Origin of the sequence: Paenibacillus sp. FSL H8-0104, assembly GCF_038050215.1 — a bacterium.
GTDB lineage: Bacteria > Bacillota > Bacilli > Paenibacillales > Paenibacillaceae > Paenibacillus > Paenibacillus amylolyticus.
In genome coordinates, this window is record NZ_JBBOTC010000001.1 from 3,441,485 (window position 1) to 3,458,733 (window position 17,249).

The window sequence follows — 17,249 nt, forward strand, 5'->3', positions numbered from 1 at the left end:
GGAGCGTTCAATGAAAAGGAGAGGCAAATCCAATCTGATCTCGCAGCAAATGTCTTTACAACGAAAAAACAGACTTCTCCTTGCGATCATTTCGCTGGCCCTTGGTGTAGCTATTATAAGCCAGGCCACCTTGGTGGCTGAAGCAGTCCAGCGAATCTTTGTAGAGAAAGCTTCCTTTTCATCAGTGATCCTGTTGCTTGTCCTATTATTGGCTGTTATGGCCGTACGCTCACTGTTGTCGTATGGTAATGGGAAAGTGGGCTTGCATATGGCAGCACGCGCCAAGACAAATATGCGAGCATCTGTGTTGCAGAACCTGACCCGCGCTTCCATGCCTTCAACCCTGAGTGGACAGACGGGAGGAAAGGTCAGTGTTGCTTTGGATGCTGTGGATGAGGCCGACAGTTATTTCAGTCAGTACATGCCGCGTATGATGGAAGCTGCGATGATCCCGATTCTGATTCTGGTTGTTACGTTTACGCAGCACTCTAACACAGGCTGGATTATGCTGTTTACGGCACCGTTTATCCCGCTGTTCATGATCTTGGTTGGGCTCAAGACAAAGAACAAATCAGAAGAAAAATACGCGCAACTGGCTGAGTTTTCCGGTACGTTTCTGGATTCGCTTCAAGGGCTGGTTACGTTAAAAATATTCGGACGGGCTAAACGTCAGCAGCAGGAAATTGAACGTAGCAGTCTGGGGTATCGTGATGCCACCATGGGAATTTTGAAGATTGCATTTACAAATACGTTTATGCTGGAATCGATCGTGATGTTAAGCATTGGTATTGTCGCGCTTGAACTGGCTATTCAATTACTGGTTTTCAAATCGATGAGCTTCCACACAGCCTTTCTCGTGTTGTTACTCGTCCCTGAGTTTTACAGTCTGTTGAAGAATACGGGAACGGCTTTTCACAGTGGGCGAACCAGTATGGGGGCCATTCGTAAGGTGGAACAAATGCTTGAGGAAACAAGTATCAAGAGCACACAAACGGAGCCTGAAGAAGGATCGGATCAAAGCCAATTAACCGATGTCGATGCAATTACAAAGACGGAAGAGCTTCGTACAGCTCGTGCCGAGTTGATTCCAATGCCACCAACCATTGAACTGAACGATGTCCGATTCCAGTACACACCTGATTCCTTTGGACTTGAGACAGGACAGATCTCAATTGGACCAGGAGAACAGATTGCTATTGTAGGCAAAAGTGGCTCAGGTAAAACCACGCTGCTTCATCTCATTGCCGGTTTACTGAAACCAGATTCGGGAGCGGTTCTGGTTAACGGAAGCCAGCTTTCGCAACATGATGAGGCTGCATGGTTTGAACGTGTTAGCTATATTACACAGCATCCGTATATTTTTGCAGGTACATTTGCCGAAAATATCGCGATTGGCGCGGGTCGGAACGTCTCCAGAGCTGAAATTGAGCAGGCGGCAGAGGAAGCAGGGCTTGCTAGCGTTGTTGCACAATTGGAGCAGGGCTTGGATACGTTTGTTGGTGAAGGTGGCCGGGGGCTGTCTGGTGGGGAAAAGCAAAGACTTGCTTTGGCACGTGCTTTTCTGAAGAGACCATCCGTCATTTTGTTCGACGAACCCACCGTAGGACTGGATCTACACACCGAGCGGGTATTGCAACAATCCATTGCGGCATTAGCGAAAACGGCAACGATGATTACGGTGGCACACCGTTTATATACAATTCAACATGCGGACAACATTTTGTTTATGGATAGTGGGGTATTGGTGGATTCAGGACACCATGAAGCACTTCTGGCGCGCCTGCCTCAATATGCGGAGATGGTTGATGTACAACGGAAAGGAGGGTTAGCATGAATGAGCTGACGATTCTGTCAAAAGCGATGATTCAGGAGCGCAAGGATATCTTGCTTTCGATATTGGGCGGATTTATCGCCGGCATAGCAGGGGTAGCTCTCTTTTCCGCGAGTGGTTATATGATATCTCAAACAGTATTTGCGCCACCGCTGTACACCTTAATTGTACTCACCTCCATGGTCAAACTACTTGGTTTCCTTCGAGCGGCAAGTCGCTACGGGGAACGCTTGTATTCGCACAGGGCGACATTCTCCATGCTGAGCCGTTTGCGGACGTCCTTTTTTGCCAAACTGATCCCGGTAACGCCAGGTATATTGAACAAAAACCGAAGCGGGGATCTGCTTGCGCGGATCGTGGGTGATGTGGAAAGTTTGCAAAATTACTTTTTGCGAGTCGCGTATCCACCCATCATGGTCGTTATGGTGTTTTTGGCTACCATGCTGTTCACTTCGGCCTTTTCGATCTGGATTGCGTGTTTGTTAGTACTAGGTATGCTGATTACGGCATTTGTTGTACCAGGTATTGTCTTGTTAGGTCAGCGAAAAATACACGGACGTGTCCGCCAGCAACGGGCCTTGCTGTCCACGGAAGTGACCGAAGTGTTGTATGGTTTCAGGGATTTGAAAGTATACGGCCAATTGGAACAGCGTGAGCAACAGCTTCAGCAGGCTTCCGCTGCATTGGCAACGGAGCAGAAACAAGCCGCTTCGCACCTGTTGCGCGGGCAGTCCATGCACGTTTTTGTGACGTATCTCGTTACATGGGGAGTGCTAGCACTCAGCGCTTTCTTAATTGTGAATGGAGCATTTGCCGGTGTATTTCTTGCCATGCTGATCCTGGCCACGCAGACCGTGTTCGAAGAAGCTGCCGCAATGGCTATATTGCCTCTATATAAGCAGGACAGCGAACACGCCGCTCAGCGACTGGCGGAAACGGTGCCAACCTCCGATGTACAACCTGTACAGCCAAGCGGTGAAGTTTCAGCCGATCAGGCGGTTTCGATTGACCTATCCGGTGTTAACTTCCAATATGAAGGGGAATGGAGACCGGCGCTGAGGGAGCTATCTCTGCAACTTGCAACAGGCTCCAAAACAGCGATTGTCGGGCCGAGCGGGTCAGGCAAGTCAACGATTTTCGATTTGTTACTCAAGCTGCGCGTACCAACGTCTGGCGATATACGATTAAACGATGTTTCGGTGAAGGAACTGAATGAAGAGAGCATTTGGCAAGGGACGAATGTCGTGTTGCAGCAAAGCCACTTCTTCCGGGGAACCATCCGGGACAACCTGTTGCTGAATGGAGAAGAACATTCGGATGAACAACTGTCGGCTGTGCTGGATAAAGTCCAACTGCCGAATAAGTTGTTGACCGACATGGTCTATGAAAAAGGGGAGAACCTGTCGGATGGTGAGAAGCAGCGGTTGGCTCTCGCACGGGCCATGCTGCGCAAAGGACGGTTATGGCTTCTGGACGAACCAACTTCTTCGTTGGATTACGTCACAGAGAAACATGTGCTCCAGCATCTTCTTGCACAAGCATCCGAAGATACATTTCTTCTGATCTGCCATCGGCTGACGGGATTGGAAGAGATGGATCGGATTGTGGTCATGGACCAAGGCAAGATCGTGGAATCAGGTTCTTTCTGTGAGCTGATGGAGCAAAAAGGCTATTTTTATGAAATGAAACAAATTGAACGACAAATGATTGGAGACGCCGGGGCGTGAGAATCTAGTCTATTGAGTTGATAATACTGTCGGTTGTCGTTAATGTAGAAAATTTCAATAAATCAATTTTTATAAATTTAACTAAACCCCAAAGGATGCAGTGCATATACTCCTTGGGGTTTGTTTTGATATAATAGTTTTTTTATGTCTATGAAGGAGATGGAGATGGAGATGGGAAAGTATAAGTGGGATATTGTTTTTTATTTGGCCGTATTTTTATTTGTTGTGTACATGAAGATGAATGACCAATCTCTGTTTTGGATACTTGGGGTCGTTCTCACCGCTACTCTGATCATGTTTACCATTCGTATTTTTTATCCTCTGGGTTGGGAAACACGTATGGAGCGCGTCGAGGCTTTTCTACGCAGACAGGAGAATACCCCAAAGCTTTATATCTATTACGCTCTTGCAAACAGACTTGATGATGAATTGGAACACACAATAGAACGCATCAGAAATGAGGACACCAATAAAAGGACACAAGCAGTCTATAATGCAGCTTACGGCTCCTATCGCAACGACTTGGTAGCTGTTCGTACTGCGGTGCAGAATATGCGTAGATCGGATTATCGTACATATTATGAAACGTATTTGCTTATGGAAGAAGGAAGAAGTGAGCAGGCGAGGGAACACTTGAAATCCATTAACAAGGTCTGGATGAGATCTTCGCTTCTTGCAGCGATCGAACTAAAAGCGGGACAACGCGAAACTGCGATTCAGCTATTACAGGAAGCAATGCATGCTGTCAGAGGTGTCCATCGTTATATGATATTTAAGGAATCAGAGAGATACTAGGGCGTGTCTCAAACGGTGAACAACAATCTTTCTTGGCATATAGTACAATTGACTCGGACAAAAGCTTGTTCCACATAGGAGCAAGCTTTTATCTTTGGTATTAAAGGAAGGACAGGAAGGACAAGAGTATACAGAGGCGCTAAACTGTTCGGCATAGTGGAGAACACCCGAATTAAAATGCTCTCCAACCAGTTAGCCTATATGATGAGAATCTTAAAGACTTTAATTTACCTTTACATAACAACAGATGATTCAGCCGTTTTATTTTTCTTCGCAAGCGGCTTTTTCCTGAGTGTCCTATCATACAGATACGGTTTTCCGTGATAATCCCGTGCATGCTTTTGTTTCTGCTTTTTATGTATATCAACCTTGATCTCCAGATTGGCAACGTTATTCTGGAATTCAGTACCAATTCGTTTGCACCATTTCAAACCACTTTCTTCAGATGCACTGAAATGAACACGTAATAGATATCCGTTCACCGTTAATTCAAACTTGTATAAATTCATGATATGTATCCTTTCCAGACGGGCATGTTATGTTACACCAAATACGATAATCTGATTATAACAGGAACGTATGTTCTGTAAAAGTGTTATTTATGATACCCGCAATTCAATAAGGTTCGCTAGACATCTTTGCAAGAGTCCGTTTAATGGTAATATATCTAAAAATGGTTCATGTTGGGGGATACGCATGTATAAACTGATGATCGTAGATGATGAATTGCTCATGCGGGTTGGAATTCGTTCCATGCTGAATTGGGAAGAGTACAATTTCTATGTTGTTGGTGAGGCGGGAAATGGAAAAGAGGCATTAAGCCTTGCGCTTGAAGTGATGCCTGATCTAATTATTACAGATATTAAGATGCCGATTATGGATGGGCTACAGCTTATACAAGAGGCCTCCTGCGTACTGAAAACATGTAAGTATGTCATCCTGAGTAATTTTGACGAATTTCATTATGTGAAAGAGGCGCTAAAACTTGGCGCTTCAGATTACTTGATTAAAAGTGAGATCACCGAATCCTCCCTTATTGACCTCCTGAGCACTGTTGGACAGAAACTGCAAAGTGAACATGTTCACCCAACCAACACACCCTCTATAACACAGGACTATTCCAAGAGCCTAAGATATCTAAAGGATAGTTTCTTCCAAGATATTGTAAGCGGATTCATTAGTGAGGAGGATATCGTCACCAAAGCGGAAGAACTGCATTTTCGTATACGTTCGGACCAGTTGGTTGTCATGAAATTCATCGTGAACTATTACGAGGATGCAAAGCGGAAATATGTTGAGAAGGGGGAAAAGCTGCTCCGATTTTCGATTCTTAATATTATGGAAGAGATCATTCCATCGAAGTGGGAGAAAGAAATTTTTGTTGAAAGTTCCTCTGAATATTGGGTGATCGTCAATGTACTTCCTGAGAGCCAATCTGTACACGCCGACTTAAATAAACTATGTAATAAATTGCTGTCTTCGATCAAGGATTTTATGAATCTATCGCTCACGGCTGGGGTAAGTAGAATGACTTCCGGATTCCTTCACATCAGGAAGGCCTGCCAAGAGGCAGAAACGGCTCTACAACAGAGTTTCTTCACAGGAAGCAACCAGGTGTTGTATTACGATGATATGGTTCAATCCCCAGATCGACATGAAGTTAAGGGGGCTTTAAGCCCGCAACAAGAACGAGATTTGTTGAAGTTATGGGTAAGCAAAGACAACAAAAAGGCGGAAGAGTTCCTTGAAGGAATCCGATCCAATCTGGAACAGCTACGAGCGGATGAGAATAGCATTCGCAAGCAATATATCATGGTAATGGAAACGATACATTCTCATCTATCCCGAGCTACGGAAAGAGGTGCACCTTCTTTAACAGAAAAATCACCCTATGAAATCGTTCTAAAGGGGGAGTATTGGGAGGATATCCACCAAGATATGCTTGCTCATATTGCGTATTACTTCCAAACCGATTCCCAAATCAAACAGGAAAGCACTTACACCGATCTCGCCACTGAATTGATCGACAAGTATTATGCGGAAGATATCTCACTGCAAAGTATCGCTAGCCAAATTAGTGTGAATCCGTCGTATCTCAGCCGTGTGTTCAAACAGGAACGAGGAGAGAACTTTATCACGTACTTGACCCGAGTTCGAATTGAACATGCCAAGGCGTATCTATTGAGCAGAGGAATGAGAGTGTATGAAATCGCAGAAAAGGTGGGTTACCATAATTACACGTACTTCAGTAAGATTTTCAAAAAATCGGTAGGTGTCACTCCTGAGGAATATCGAGAATTACAGCAGGGATGAATGTAATCGGTGAATAGAGGTGCAGCATATGAAGCATGTTCGGCCCTTCCGAATCAAGTACAAAATTATGGTGATCTGTATGACGGTCATTATCCTTCCGGTATTGGTGATGACAATCAACTCGTATTACTCCTCAGAGCGTTTATTGGCACAGAACTATACAACGTTGCTAAACGATCTGGCCAAACAGACGAATATTCGCATTGATGAGTTCCTCAAGGAGATTGAGAAAATTTCGCTGCTCGCCAGTAATGGGCTTAGTGACAATCTGTCTGCGACTCATGAGGGGAGTTTTCCGATCCAGGATTTCCTACGAGAGGGTGATGAACAACATGAGATTGCCGCATACAATATTCTGATGAATTATATCATGATGAAAGATCGCGTATTCTCCATCTACCTTTACAATATGAACGGGGGGCAAGACCTTTTTGTCAGTCCACATCAACCCATTGATCCAAACTTCAAAGTAGCAAACGAATTGTGGTTTAAAAAGTTCATGCATGATAAGGATCGAACCATTACCCTCACAACACGAATCGACGAGCAATTGGAGAATAAAATACTGGCAGTGTCACACGCTCGCAAAATTCATGATGTGACTAGTGGAAAACTGCTTGGCGTGATTGTTGTCAGCATTGATATCAAATTCATTGAAATCGTCAACCGCAACTTGCAGGAAGGGCTGCGCTCCAGATTCATGATTGTTGATGAGGATGACAAGATCGTATATAACGTGAATGAACGATTAATCGGGACACTGTTCCGGGACAACGTTCGTCCGCCTGAAGCACTAAATGTCGTGGTGACCAGTCCCCTAAGTCAGCAAAAATGGACAACTTACTTATATATGCCTTTGGATGAGTTGACTGCTGATGGCAAAATATTGGGCCGTAATCTGGTGACGCTTGCCATCGTCATTGTTCTTTTTGCTGCCGTCATATCCATCTTTTTATCTCACGTGATCACAACTCCCATTAAAAAACTGCTACGGAATATTGCTCTAGTCGAGAAAGGTCAGTTTGAACAATTTGAACCTATTGGATCAAGAGATGAGATTGGACATTTATCCATTCGATTCAACAAAATGTCACACGAATTGAAGCGGTTGGTCGAACGGATGCAGCAGGAAGAAATAGAGAAAGCCAAGGCCGAGATGCGTGCGCTCCATGATCAGATCAAGCCTCATTTTCTGTATAACACCCTTGGGTCGGTGAAATGGATTGCCTCGATGCAGCAGGCAGACAAAATCGTGGAAATGACCGATGCACTAATCTCGATGCTTCGCTATGCAACAAAATCCGATGGAACCCTCGTAACCATTCGTGAGGAACTTGATAATATAACGAATTACGTAACGATCCAGAATGTCAGGTACTACGATTGTATTCAGATGAGATACGAGATTGAGGATAGACTGCTAAATTATCGCATGCCCAAAATGATTCTACAGCCCATTGTGGAGAATGCAATATTTCATGGACTCGCTGAACTCGAAGAAGACGGAATCATCACCATTCGGATTCAATCACAGCTGGATGAAGTTGTGATCCAAGTCTGCGATAATGGCGTCGGTATGGATCATCATACGATGCAGAATTTAATGGAAGAGAAATCCGGTGAAGGTACGGGAACGAATGGGATTGGATTGCATAATGTGCAGCGGCGGATTCAACTTCATTTTGGGAAATCCTATGGAATACAGGTGGAGAGTAAAATAGGTGAAGGTACCATTTTCTCCATTCTGCTGCCTGCCATCCTAGAAGCCAAATAGTCATTCATGTTTCCACTTAAGCATCTCATAATACGGTACAGCGATCATAAACATAAGTTTAGATATAAACAAAGGGCTCGCAGTATGAACTGCAAGCCCTTTTGTTCACCCTTTGACGCTACCTAACACCAAACCTTTGGTGAAATATTTCTGCAAGAATGGGTACACGAGTAAAATCGGAATGGCACCCAGGAACATCTGAGCGGCGCGCCCCGTTCTGGCGTTCATCATGGACAACAGCTGCGTATAATCTGACCCAGATTTCAGCATGATTTGCTCAAAACTTTGCAGGAGGGTCTGGAGATAACTTTGTAATGGATAATTGTCTGGATTGTTCATATAGATAATGCCATCGAACCATGAATTCCAGTGGGCAACGATACTGAACAACCCAACCGTAGCGAGAGCGGGCTTGAGAAGCGGGAGTAGAATACGAAGTAATACCTGTACAGGCCCAGCACCATCGATAATGGCTGATTCTTCAATCTCCTCGGGCAGCCCCCGAATGAAATTCATGAGGATAATCATACTGAATACGGGGAGGGCCCCAGGCAGGATCAGAGACCATATGGAATCGATCAGTCCCATTTTGACGACTACCAGATAGGTTGGAATTAGACCTCCACTGAATAACATGGTTATTATGAAAAATCCCATATAGATATTACGCCCCATCAATTTTTGTTTGGATTTGGAGAGGGGATAAGCCGTGAGTACGATCAGAACCAGATTCACCACCGTTCCGATAACGGTTCGTTGAATGGCTACCCAGAGAGAGGAGAAAAATGATCCTCCAGTTAATGCAAATTCATAGGCTTTTGTCGTAAATTCCACAGGCCAGAACGTAACACTCCCCGCAGATACAGCCGCGCTGCTGCTGAATGAAACAGCCAGCAGGTTGATAAACGGCAGGATACATAGGAGAGAGATTAGAAGCAGTATGGTGTAGTTTAAGATAAGAAACACACGTCTGCTCATACTTTTATCATAGATCATAATGTAAGTTCCTCCTTCTTAGAAGATACGATAGCCAGCCACTCTGTAAGCCAGGATGTACGATACAGCAACGAGAACACTGGAAATGATCGATTTAAATAACCCGACAGCGGTACCAATTGAATACTGTGCTTGTTGAATTCCTAAACGGTAGACATAGGTATCAATAATATCACCCGTCTGATAGACAACAGGGGAGTAGAGATTATAGATTTGGTCAAAGCCAGCATTGAGTACGTTCCCAAGTGAAAGTACGGTCATTAAAACAATGGTTGGCATGAGTAGAGGCAACGTAATGTAGATGGTTTGTTTCCACCGTTTCGCTCCGTCGATCACCGCGGCTTCGTAAAGTCCCGGATCAATACTGGTCAGGGCTGCCAAATAAACAACCGTGCCAAACCCGAAACCTTTCCATATGTCACTCACAATCATCGTCCAAGGAAAAATAGAGGGTGTGCCAAGAAAGGAGATCGGTGCAATCCCAAATACACTTAGAAATGTATTGATAATGCCGTCGGAGCTAAGGATATCCAGCATGATGCCAGCCATAATGACCCAAGAGAGGAAGTTCGGAATGTAGACAAGGGTTTGAAATGTACGTTTGATTCCACTGTGTAGTACCTCGTTAAGCAGTAATGCAAAAATTACGGGTACGATTATACCACCGATAATCTTAAAGACAGACATGTACAATGTATTCCAGATCGTTCTTACGAAGTTCGGCTGATTAAATATGTGGGTAAAATTATCCCATCCTACCCATGGCGAGTTGAATCCGAGGCCCGGATTGTACTTCTGAAATGCAATAATAAGTCCGTAGAAAGGGATATAACAAAAGATGAAGACCAAGACCAGGCTTGGAATTAACATGAGATGGTAAGCACGCTGCTGCTGCCATTTTCTCAGCATTCGTATTCCTCCGTTCCTTGTACGCCAAATGTAATCGCTATCAAATAAAGGGGAGGGATGACCCTCATCCCCTCTTTGTGACAAACGAGATTATTTCTTCCCGTAGGCTTCATTAACTGCCTGAGTTGCGTCATCGCCCCCGGCTGCACGCCAATTCTGGACAATAACATCGAAATAATCGATACTTTCGCTACCCATAATGATCTTGGTGAAACCTTCGGTCAGGATATCATCCAAGGTTGTTCCGTAGCTTGAAAGTATTTCTGGCGTAACACCCCATAAGGCCGTCTTTGTATAGTTCTCGCTGTCCAGTACTTTCTTGGCAAGACCATACGCATTCTTTGGAGCCCCTTGTTGCAAATAATCACCAACTGCTCCTGGGGTTGCATTCTCCATGAATTCCACACTGTTGTTATATTTTTGCCACATACCCGAAGTTGTGAGTCCACTGGTATCCTTGGATTGAAGGGCAGCGGAGACCGCCTCAAATTGCTCGTAATCGGAATTCGGATTAAGTACACGGAACGCTCCAACAACATGGGCAATATCGTTGTCCAGCAAGGCGGATAACGTTTCTGTCGATTCCTTGCCATTGCCTTCATCCACAATATAAGCATAGTCGTTCAAAATTTTGATCACTTCTTCAGGGCTCTTAAATCCCTTTTTCATAACGATATAATTGTTGTTGGCGAAGAAAATGGATTGTTTGGCTTCTTTCCCATCAACGGTAGGGATGATATAAGGGTAGAAGATGGCATCCTTACCCAGATTGGATACCGTATCGACACCCGGATTATAACCCCACCACTGGTAATAAGGCTGCATGCCCACTTTTCCGGCTACAATGTCCGCGTTCATCGCATTAAAGTCTTTGATTGCAAATTCCGGATCAATGATGCCTCGCTTGTACCATTCTGACCACTCAGCCAGCGCATTTTTCATCTCAGGCTGCACGGAGCCGTACACGAGTTTTCCAGTGCTATCCTCCATCCACATATCCGGATGCGCATTCCATGCAATGGCCAGCAGGTTGAGGTAATCCAACGATTGGTCTACCGCTATACCATAACCACCGTGCTTTTCCATGAATTTTAGTGCGATATTTTTGATGTCTTCCACCGATTTCGGATCTTGGACTCCCAATTCTTCTTTCCAGTCGTTCCGAATCCAGATGAAGTCTGGTTGTTCAATTAATCCCCAGTGCATCTGTGGTATCCCGTATAGCTTACCGTCCTTCTTTCCAGATTCGTAACTGTCTGCATCTGCTTCCATGTAACCTTTGAGACGATCTGAAGCGTGTTGATCAAAGGCCTCGGAAAGGTCCATGACCATATCTGCTTCGACTAACTGTCTCAGTTGTGATGGATTAACTCTGAATACGTCAGGAAGATCGTTCGATGCGATAGCCAAATTGAGTTTTGTATCGTACTCATCGCTGACCCAGTCTGTTTTGACGTTGATATCAAACTTATCTTTGTATCGCTTAATCCATACATTGTTGGTGATATCGTCGCCCTTTGGATATTTTGCAGAAGAGTATTCTGATGTTACGGTATGAATGGTTGTTGTTCCAGCCTCGTTGGAATCCGTGTCCGTCGTTGAACCTTTATCAGCACCGTTTCCATTGCTACAGGCTGCGAGTAATAAGGTTGACATGCACACAGACAAGACTAAGGCTTTCGTTTTCTTGTTCATTTCTTTTCCCCCTTATCAGTCATATTTCAATAACGCTTTCTTGAAAATATTCTAAACGAGAAAGGGGGAACGGGATATAAAGGTTATTGACGAGAACTGGTATCTTTTTTTACTTTTGAGTTGTAGCGGAGAAAAGAATAATGAGCTTTGTGCACTTTTTTTACTTTGTGCTCCTTCTTTTTTTACTCATGACTCCAAAAATTGCTTTAGATGACGATCGATAACGAGTGAATCCTCTTCGTTTGCTCCGATTCCAAAGCAGTGTCCCCACTTGGACTCTACAGGTTGATACACCGCGTTTGGCATATGCTGAGCATCATACGCACTGTCTTCTGGCGTGAAAAACAAGTCACTTGATCCTGGCATAACGAGTGCAGGAGAAGTGATCTTGCTTAACGCCTGTTCGAAGTTGCCGTCATCTACGGGATTATCGCTAATGTCTCCATAGATTCCTGTACGTAGCATGGTAATCAAGTCGTTAGCATCGAAGGGAAGAAATACCTGATCCCAGTAATCTTCTACATAAGATTTCAAGGAGTCGTACCCCTCAGATTGATACAATTTCTCCAAATAGTACGCCTGCGAAAACCCCCATGGAGCATAAGCTCTTCCCATCGCTGCGAGACCGGCAACCGGAGGGCGTTCATATTTACCATTTTTATAAACTGAATCTGCCTGTAACGCCGCGATCATTGCTTCGAATACCAACTGTGTATGGGGTCTGCTCTTTGCCGTTCCGCCAAAGGGGGCAATACGTTCGACCATCTCAGGATAACTGGTTCCCCATTGATAAACCTGCATGGCTCCTAGAGACCAGCCCACAACAAGTTTGATTTTGGAGATACCGAATTTTTGAGTGATGAGTTGATGTTGGGCACGCACATTGTCATACATGGAGATGAGGGGAAAGTTGTTCTTATCATATGGGGCAGGGGTATTACTTGGAGAAGACGATAACCCGTTACCTAACATATTGGGCACAACGATAAAATAACGACTGGGGTCCAGTGCTTTGTCCGTTCCAATTAACCATTCATTATCTGTGTGAATTCCAGCAAACCATGTTGGGACAACAATAACATTGTCCTTTGCCGCGGTTAAGTTTCCATAGGTCTTGTAAGCGATAAAGGCTTGAGGGAGCCGTTGTCCCGATTGAAGTAATGTATCTCCAAGGTTATATGTTTCATAATCGTTCATAGATTGATTCTCCTTATAAAATAGTAATAACTTGATTTCACTCTACATTACGTCTATTATCAATTCAACGAAACGTTATCGAACATATCATTCATTTATTTTGAACTTAGGAGGTGCCTGACTCATGGAAATACGCCAGCTAAAAACCTTTTGGACACTTGCATCGACCTGCAGCTTTAGTCAAACTGCTGAATTATTGAGCTATGTACCGTCTACCATAACCATGCAAATCAAATCGCTGGAAGAAGAGCTCGGGGTGAAATTGCTGGATCGATTAGGCAAAAAGGTTGTGTTAACAGATGCTGGCCAACAGTTTCTGCCGTACGCCACTAAGATATTAAACGATGTAGAGGAAGCAAAGTGTATATCCAGTCAGCACGGAGAATTGGCGGGAACGGTTGTGATCGGAGCAGACGAAGTGCTGTGTGCATATCTTCTTCCAGCCTTGTTCAAACGCTTCCGAGCAGACTATCCTGGTGTGCGGTTATTGTTCCGCCCCTTGTCCGGGCAAGAGCTTAAATCAAGTCTGAGAGAAGGGCATGCCGATGTCGTTTTTGTATTGGATGAGCCTATTAATTCCAGAGACCTTCATTCAGAGTTTTTAAAGGATGAGACCTTTCAAATGGTGGTTTCTCCCGATCATATGTTAGCATCGCGTTCCGAGTTGGTCATTGATGACTTCCACAAACAGCATTTTTTACTGACCGAAAAGAACTGTTCGTATCGCACTTATTTTGACCAATCCATAACGAAGAAAGGTGCAGATGCTCTGACAGAGCTGGAGTTTCATAGTGTAGAAGCCATTAAACAATGTGTTGCGGCTGGTCTAGGGATCGCTTTATTACCTGAAATGGCTTTGAAGAAAGAGTTGAGCGATGGGGAAGTGGTTGCTCTACCGTGGGATTTATCAGATATATCCTTTTCTGCGCAAATGCTCTGGCATCGGGAAAAATGGATCTCTCCGTCCATGGCTGCTTTCATGGAGGTCGCCAAGAGTGAGTTGATTTGATTGTTCAGAATTTGTTTAGATGTATGTGTTAAAATATTCTTCATGGAGATCGTGAGGTTAAATGGAATCAACCTTCAACAACATGATACAGATATATATGGGGGATTAGCAATGGAGAGAAAGATTAGAAATTCTGCAAAAGCATTGATCATTAAAGACGGGAGAATGCTTGCAATGAAGCAGGATGATAATGATGAAGTCATCTACATTCTGCCTGGTGGGAGCCAGAATGCAGGTGAAACCCTGACGGATGCTGTGAAGCGTGAAGTTGCGGAAGAAATCGGAATAGATGTAGAACCGTTATCACTGGAATTTGTCATTGAAGGGGTATACGGTGAAGCTCTTCATCGTGTAGATTTTGTTTTTTTATGCGAGTACATAGGTTTGATGGACCAAGATAGTTCTATTCTGCCAAGTGACGAAAATCAAGTGGAATATGAATGGCTCGAAATTAAAAATATAAATGAACTACCTTTATTTCCTGCAAAATTACGAAAGCAGATCATTAGATTGGTTGATGGAGAAAAAACGGTTATGTATTTAGGAAATGAGGAAGATGACGACCTGAATAGTTAGATGTGTACACGTCGTAAACAAGCGGCCGTCTTGTATTTATAAAGGAAAGGCTATTTCAAAGGACATGATGATCCAGTGAAATAGCCTTTTTGTCGTTGAACAAAGTGTACAGAGCGATTCAAAAATGAACCTCTATGATAAGGGGTTACACTAGGCCAGGAGTTATATATCTTGTTGCTTCACGCCTGCTGTCATATTTTTCTGACCCCATATTACCATGGATTCAATTAAGGGAACCAACTCCTTGCCTGATTCTGTGAGCGAATACTCCACTCTCGGTGGCACCTCGTTATATTGCTCCCGATGCACGATGCCGGAATGAATCAAATCCTTCAAACAGTTCGTTAGCATCGTTCCGGTAATGCCAGGCAATCTTCTTTTTAATTCATTGTAACGTATACAGTCATTTTCACTGAGGATCGCCAGGATCGGAAGATTCCACTTGCCTCCAATGACCTGAAATGCATAAGTCGCTGGACATAACTGATCGAAATTAAACTCGTATTTCACTTGATACCCTCCAATAGTATACTTTTTGATACTAAGTCAGAAAAAGAATCGTACTTGTTCAGAAGATTGTAGACATTATAATCAAACTAACACAAGAAAATCAATTCATAAGACAATATAAAGGCGGGATAAACGTGAGTAACGAATCAATGATGTGTGATCTGGAAACAGGCGTATGTGGTGTGAGCGAAGAAGAGGCGATGCAAGAAATCAATCTGAATCACGTTGAGAAAAGGATAACTCTATATTACGTAACAGATCCGATCTGCTCTCACTGCTGGGCGCTTGAGCCTGTGCTTCATCGGTTTATTGAGGAATACGGCCATTATTTTACGCTGCAAATCAAAATGGGTGGGCTATTGGCTAACTGGAATGGTTTCTCGGATGGCGCTAACGGGATTCAGAAACCTTCGGACGTTGCAGCGCATTGGAAGGAAGTGGGTGAACATTCACGCATGCCCATCGACGGTTCCTTATGGCACGATAATCCAATACTTTCTTCCTATCCGCCATCTCGCGTATTTAAGGTCATTCAGAGTACACACCCTGGGAAAGAGCAGGACTTTTTAAGACGTGCGCGTGAAGCCGTGTTTGCATTTAATCGAAATATTGGAGAAGATGATGTGCTGACGGATATCGTCAATCAACTGGGCTTGAATGAAAAAGAAGTGGTTGAGGCGGCTGCACAGCAATCAGCACAAGAGTTATTAGAGGAAGACTTTGAGAGTGTCGCTAGTTTGGGAGTTAGAGGTTTCCCATCCATTATCATTGTGAATGAAGAGAACCAGGGTATGAAAATTGTCGGAGCGCGTTCTCTTGAAACATATGTGCAAGCACTTCAGCAGGTGCTCGGTGGTGATCTGAAACCCAAACAGATAACCTCGTTGGAGCAGAAAATCAATGAGGGACACCTTCTTTTTTCTAAAGAAATGGAGGTCTTGTACAATATCGAAAAGAGTGATATTGAATCATATGTGAAATCTGAATTGGCAGAGCACACATATCGTATGGGTCATATTTTGAATGAGATGTATATTGAGCATATCTGAGGCAGGAGCCATGTCAGAATCTTCCTGCTTTCGGCACACGGATGTGTTATTCGCACAGGCAAGTCGTCCACCCATTGCGTAGACTGAAGTAGATCAAGTCAAGTGAGGTGAATTCCATGGCTAAAACCAATGAAATACACGTCCGGGTGAAACGGCTCAAGGATCGCCCAGTCTGCGTGACTCTTCATAATGGCGAGACGTACGTCGGGTACATCTCTGGCGTTAACAGCGAAGGCGTAGTGCTTACCGGGGGCGGAAAGCTTACACAGGCGGCAATCACAGCACCCTCATCTGAAGGCAGTGCTCGCAAAACCAAACCTAAAGCAGGGGCTACGAGAAAAACAACATCCTCTCGAAACCGTAAACGGGTGAACAGCACACGTAAGTCGCAAGTACGATCCCGGTCGATGTCTCGTTCAACGTCTAGGCAAGCCCAGGTATCCTCTTTCATGCCTATGCTAGGCTCATTGTTAGGTGGCTTTGGCGGTGCAGGCTCGATTGGAGGTATGTTAGGCGGGGGTATGCGGTTGTTTGGCATGATCCAGCGGTTTACACCTGTGGTCAAAATGGGGTATGGCATGATTAAGCAGATTCAGCCATTTATGGGGGCAGTTCAAGGGCTGATGACTCCAGCAAGCCAAGCAGCTCAGGCTGAAACCGAAGGTGAAGAGGAAGCACAATAAGGATAATACTTGAAATGAAAATCGTGAAATAGAACACAACCTTCGTTGCATTTGGGAAGGAAACATTGCTAGTATGTTGGGTGATTTGATCTCTTTCTGATCTGGTCTGTTCCTTATCTTCTTCTCTGTTCTGTTTCAGCTTCTTCGCTAGATGCTTCACTGCAAGCTGCTCTCCGTACGGCAAA

The 17,249-nt window shown here is 44.2% G+C and carries 15 protein-coding genes; 9 read left to right on the plus strand and 6 right to left on the minus strand.

What is annotated here, in order from left to right; all coding sequences use genetic code 11:
• Positions 1-10 precede the first annotated feature (10 nt).
• From cydD to NST38_RS15370, 3 genes are all read left to right on the plus strand, one after another.
• Positions 11-1,834, plus strand: a complete 1,824-nt coding sequence (gene cydD, locus NST38_RS15360; protein WP_076253072.1) for a thiol reductant ABC exporter subunit CydD — start codon at positions 11-13, stop codon at positions 1,832-1,834.
• Complete coding sequence (gene cydC, locus NST38_RS15365) at positions 1,831-3,558, plus strand: thiol reductant ABC exporter subunit CydC (protein ID WP_076253073.1); 1,728 nt, start codon at positions 1,831-1,833, stop codon at positions 3,556-3,558. The genes cydD and cydC overlap by 4 nt, the downstream gene beginning before the upstream one ends.
• Positions 3,559-3,729: 171 nt before the next feature.
• Positions 3,730-4,353 carry a hypothetical protein gene (locus tag NST38_RS15370; RefSeq protein WP_076253074.1) on the plus strand — a complete coding sequence of 208 codons (624 nt, stop codon included), beginning with the start codon at positions 3,730-3,732 and terminating at the stop codon, positions 4,351-4,353.
• 233 nt (positions 4,354-4,586) lie between these two features.
• Here NST38_RS15370 and NST38_RS15375 read toward each other — a convergent pair whose 3' ends face one another.
• Complete coding sequence (locus NST38_RS15375) at positions 4,587-4,862, minus strand: hypothetical protein (protein WP_076253075.1); 276 nt, start codon at positions 4,860-4,862, stop codon at positions 4,587-4,589.
• Positions 4,863-5,049: 187 nt separating this feature from the next.
• On the opposite strand from NST38_RS15375, the gene NST38_RS15380 reads away from it, so the two are divergent.
• Both NST38_RS15380 and NST38_RS15385 read left to right on the plus strand, forming a co-directional pair.
• Positions 5,050-6,666 carry a helix-turn-helix domain-containing protein gene (locus tag NST38_RS15380; protein WP_076253076.1) on the plus strand — a complete coding sequence of 539 codons (1,617 nt, stop codon included), beginning with the start codon at positions 5,050-5,052 and terminating at the stop codon, positions 6,664-6,666.
• Positions 6,667-6,694: 28 nt separating this feature from the next.
• The gene (locus NST38_RS15385; RefSeq protein WP_076253077.1) at positions 6,695-8,440 is read left to right on the plus strand and encodes a cache domain-containing sensor histidine kinase; all 1,746 of its coding nucleotides are present in this window, start codon (positions 6,695-6,697) and stop codon (positions 8,438-8,440) included.
• Positions 8,441-8,545: 105 nt separating this feature from the next.
• Here the strand turns inward: NST38_RS15385 and NST38_RS15390 are convergent, their stop codons facing one another.
• The 4 genes from NST38_RS15390 to NST38_RS15405 all read right to left on the minus strand — a co-directional run bounded on the left by NST38_RS15390 (position 8,546) and on the right by NST38_RS15405 (position 13,237).
• Positions 8,546-9,436, minus strand: coding sequence for a carbohydrate ABC transporter permease (locus NST38_RS15390; protein WP_036671192.1), 891 nt, complete (start codon positions 9,434-9,436; stop codon positions 8,546-8,548).
• 18 nt (positions 9,437-9,454) lie between these two features.
• Positions 9,455-10,345: an ABC transporter permease gene (locus NST38_RS15395; protein ID WP_076253078.1), complete on the minus strand. Its 891-nt coding sequence runs from the start codon at positions 10,343-10,345 to the stop codon at positions 9,455-9,457.
• A gap of 90 nt (positions 10,346-10,435) precedes the next feature.
• Complete coding sequence (locus NST38_RS15400) at positions 10,436-12,040, minus strand: hypothetical protein (RefSeq protein ID WP_341344011.1); 1,605 nt, start codon at positions 12,038-12,040, stop codon at positions 10,436-10,438.
• A gap of 186 nt (positions 12,041-12,226) precedes the next feature.
• Positions 12,227-13,237, minus strand: a complete 1,011-nt coding sequence (locus NST38_RS15405) for an alpha/beta fold hydrolase (protein ID WP_076253080.1) — start codon at positions 13,235-13,237, stop codon at positions 12,227-12,229.
• Positions 13,238-13,361: 124 nt separating this feature from the next.
• On the opposite strand from NST38_RS15405, the gene NST38_RS15410 reads away from it, so the two are divergent.
• Positions 13,362-14,246, plus strand: a complete 885-nt coding sequence (locus NST38_RS15410; protein ID WP_076253081.1) for a LysR family transcriptional regulator — start codon at positions 13,362-13,364, stop codon at positions 14,244-14,246.
• Between the two features lie 111 nt (positions 14,247-14,357).
• A complete protein-coding gene (locus NST38_RS15415) occupies positions 14,358-14,822 on the plus strand; it encodes an NUDIX domain-containing protein (protein WP_076253082.1) in 465 nt (154 codons plus the stop codon).
• 162 nt (positions 14,823-14,984) lie between these two features.
• Here the strand turns inward: NST38_RS15415 and NST38_RS15420 are convergent, their stop codons facing one another.
• The gene (locus NST38_RS15420) at positions 14,985-15,332 is read right to left on the minus strand and encodes a winged helix-turn-helix transcriptional regulator (protein WP_076253083.1); all 348 of its coding nucleotides are present in this window, start codon (positions 15,330-15,332) and stop codon (positions 14,985-14,987) included.
• A 134-nt stretch (positions 15,333-15,466) separates the two neighbouring features.
• Here NST38_RS15420 and NST38_RS15425 point away from each other — a divergent pair, with 134 nt between their 5' ends.
• A complete protein-coding gene (locus NST38_RS15425) occupies positions 15,467-16,381 on the plus strand; it encodes a DsbA family oxidoreductase (protein WP_076253084.1) in 915 nt (304 codons plus the stop codon).
• A gap of 116 nt (positions 16,382-16,497) precedes the next feature.
• Positions 16,498-17,064, plus strand: coding sequence for a hypothetical protein (locus tag NST38_RS15430; protein WP_076253085.1), 567 nt, complete (start codon positions 16,498-16,500; stop codon positions 17,062-17,064).
• Positions 17,065-17,249: the final 185 nt, after the last annotated feature.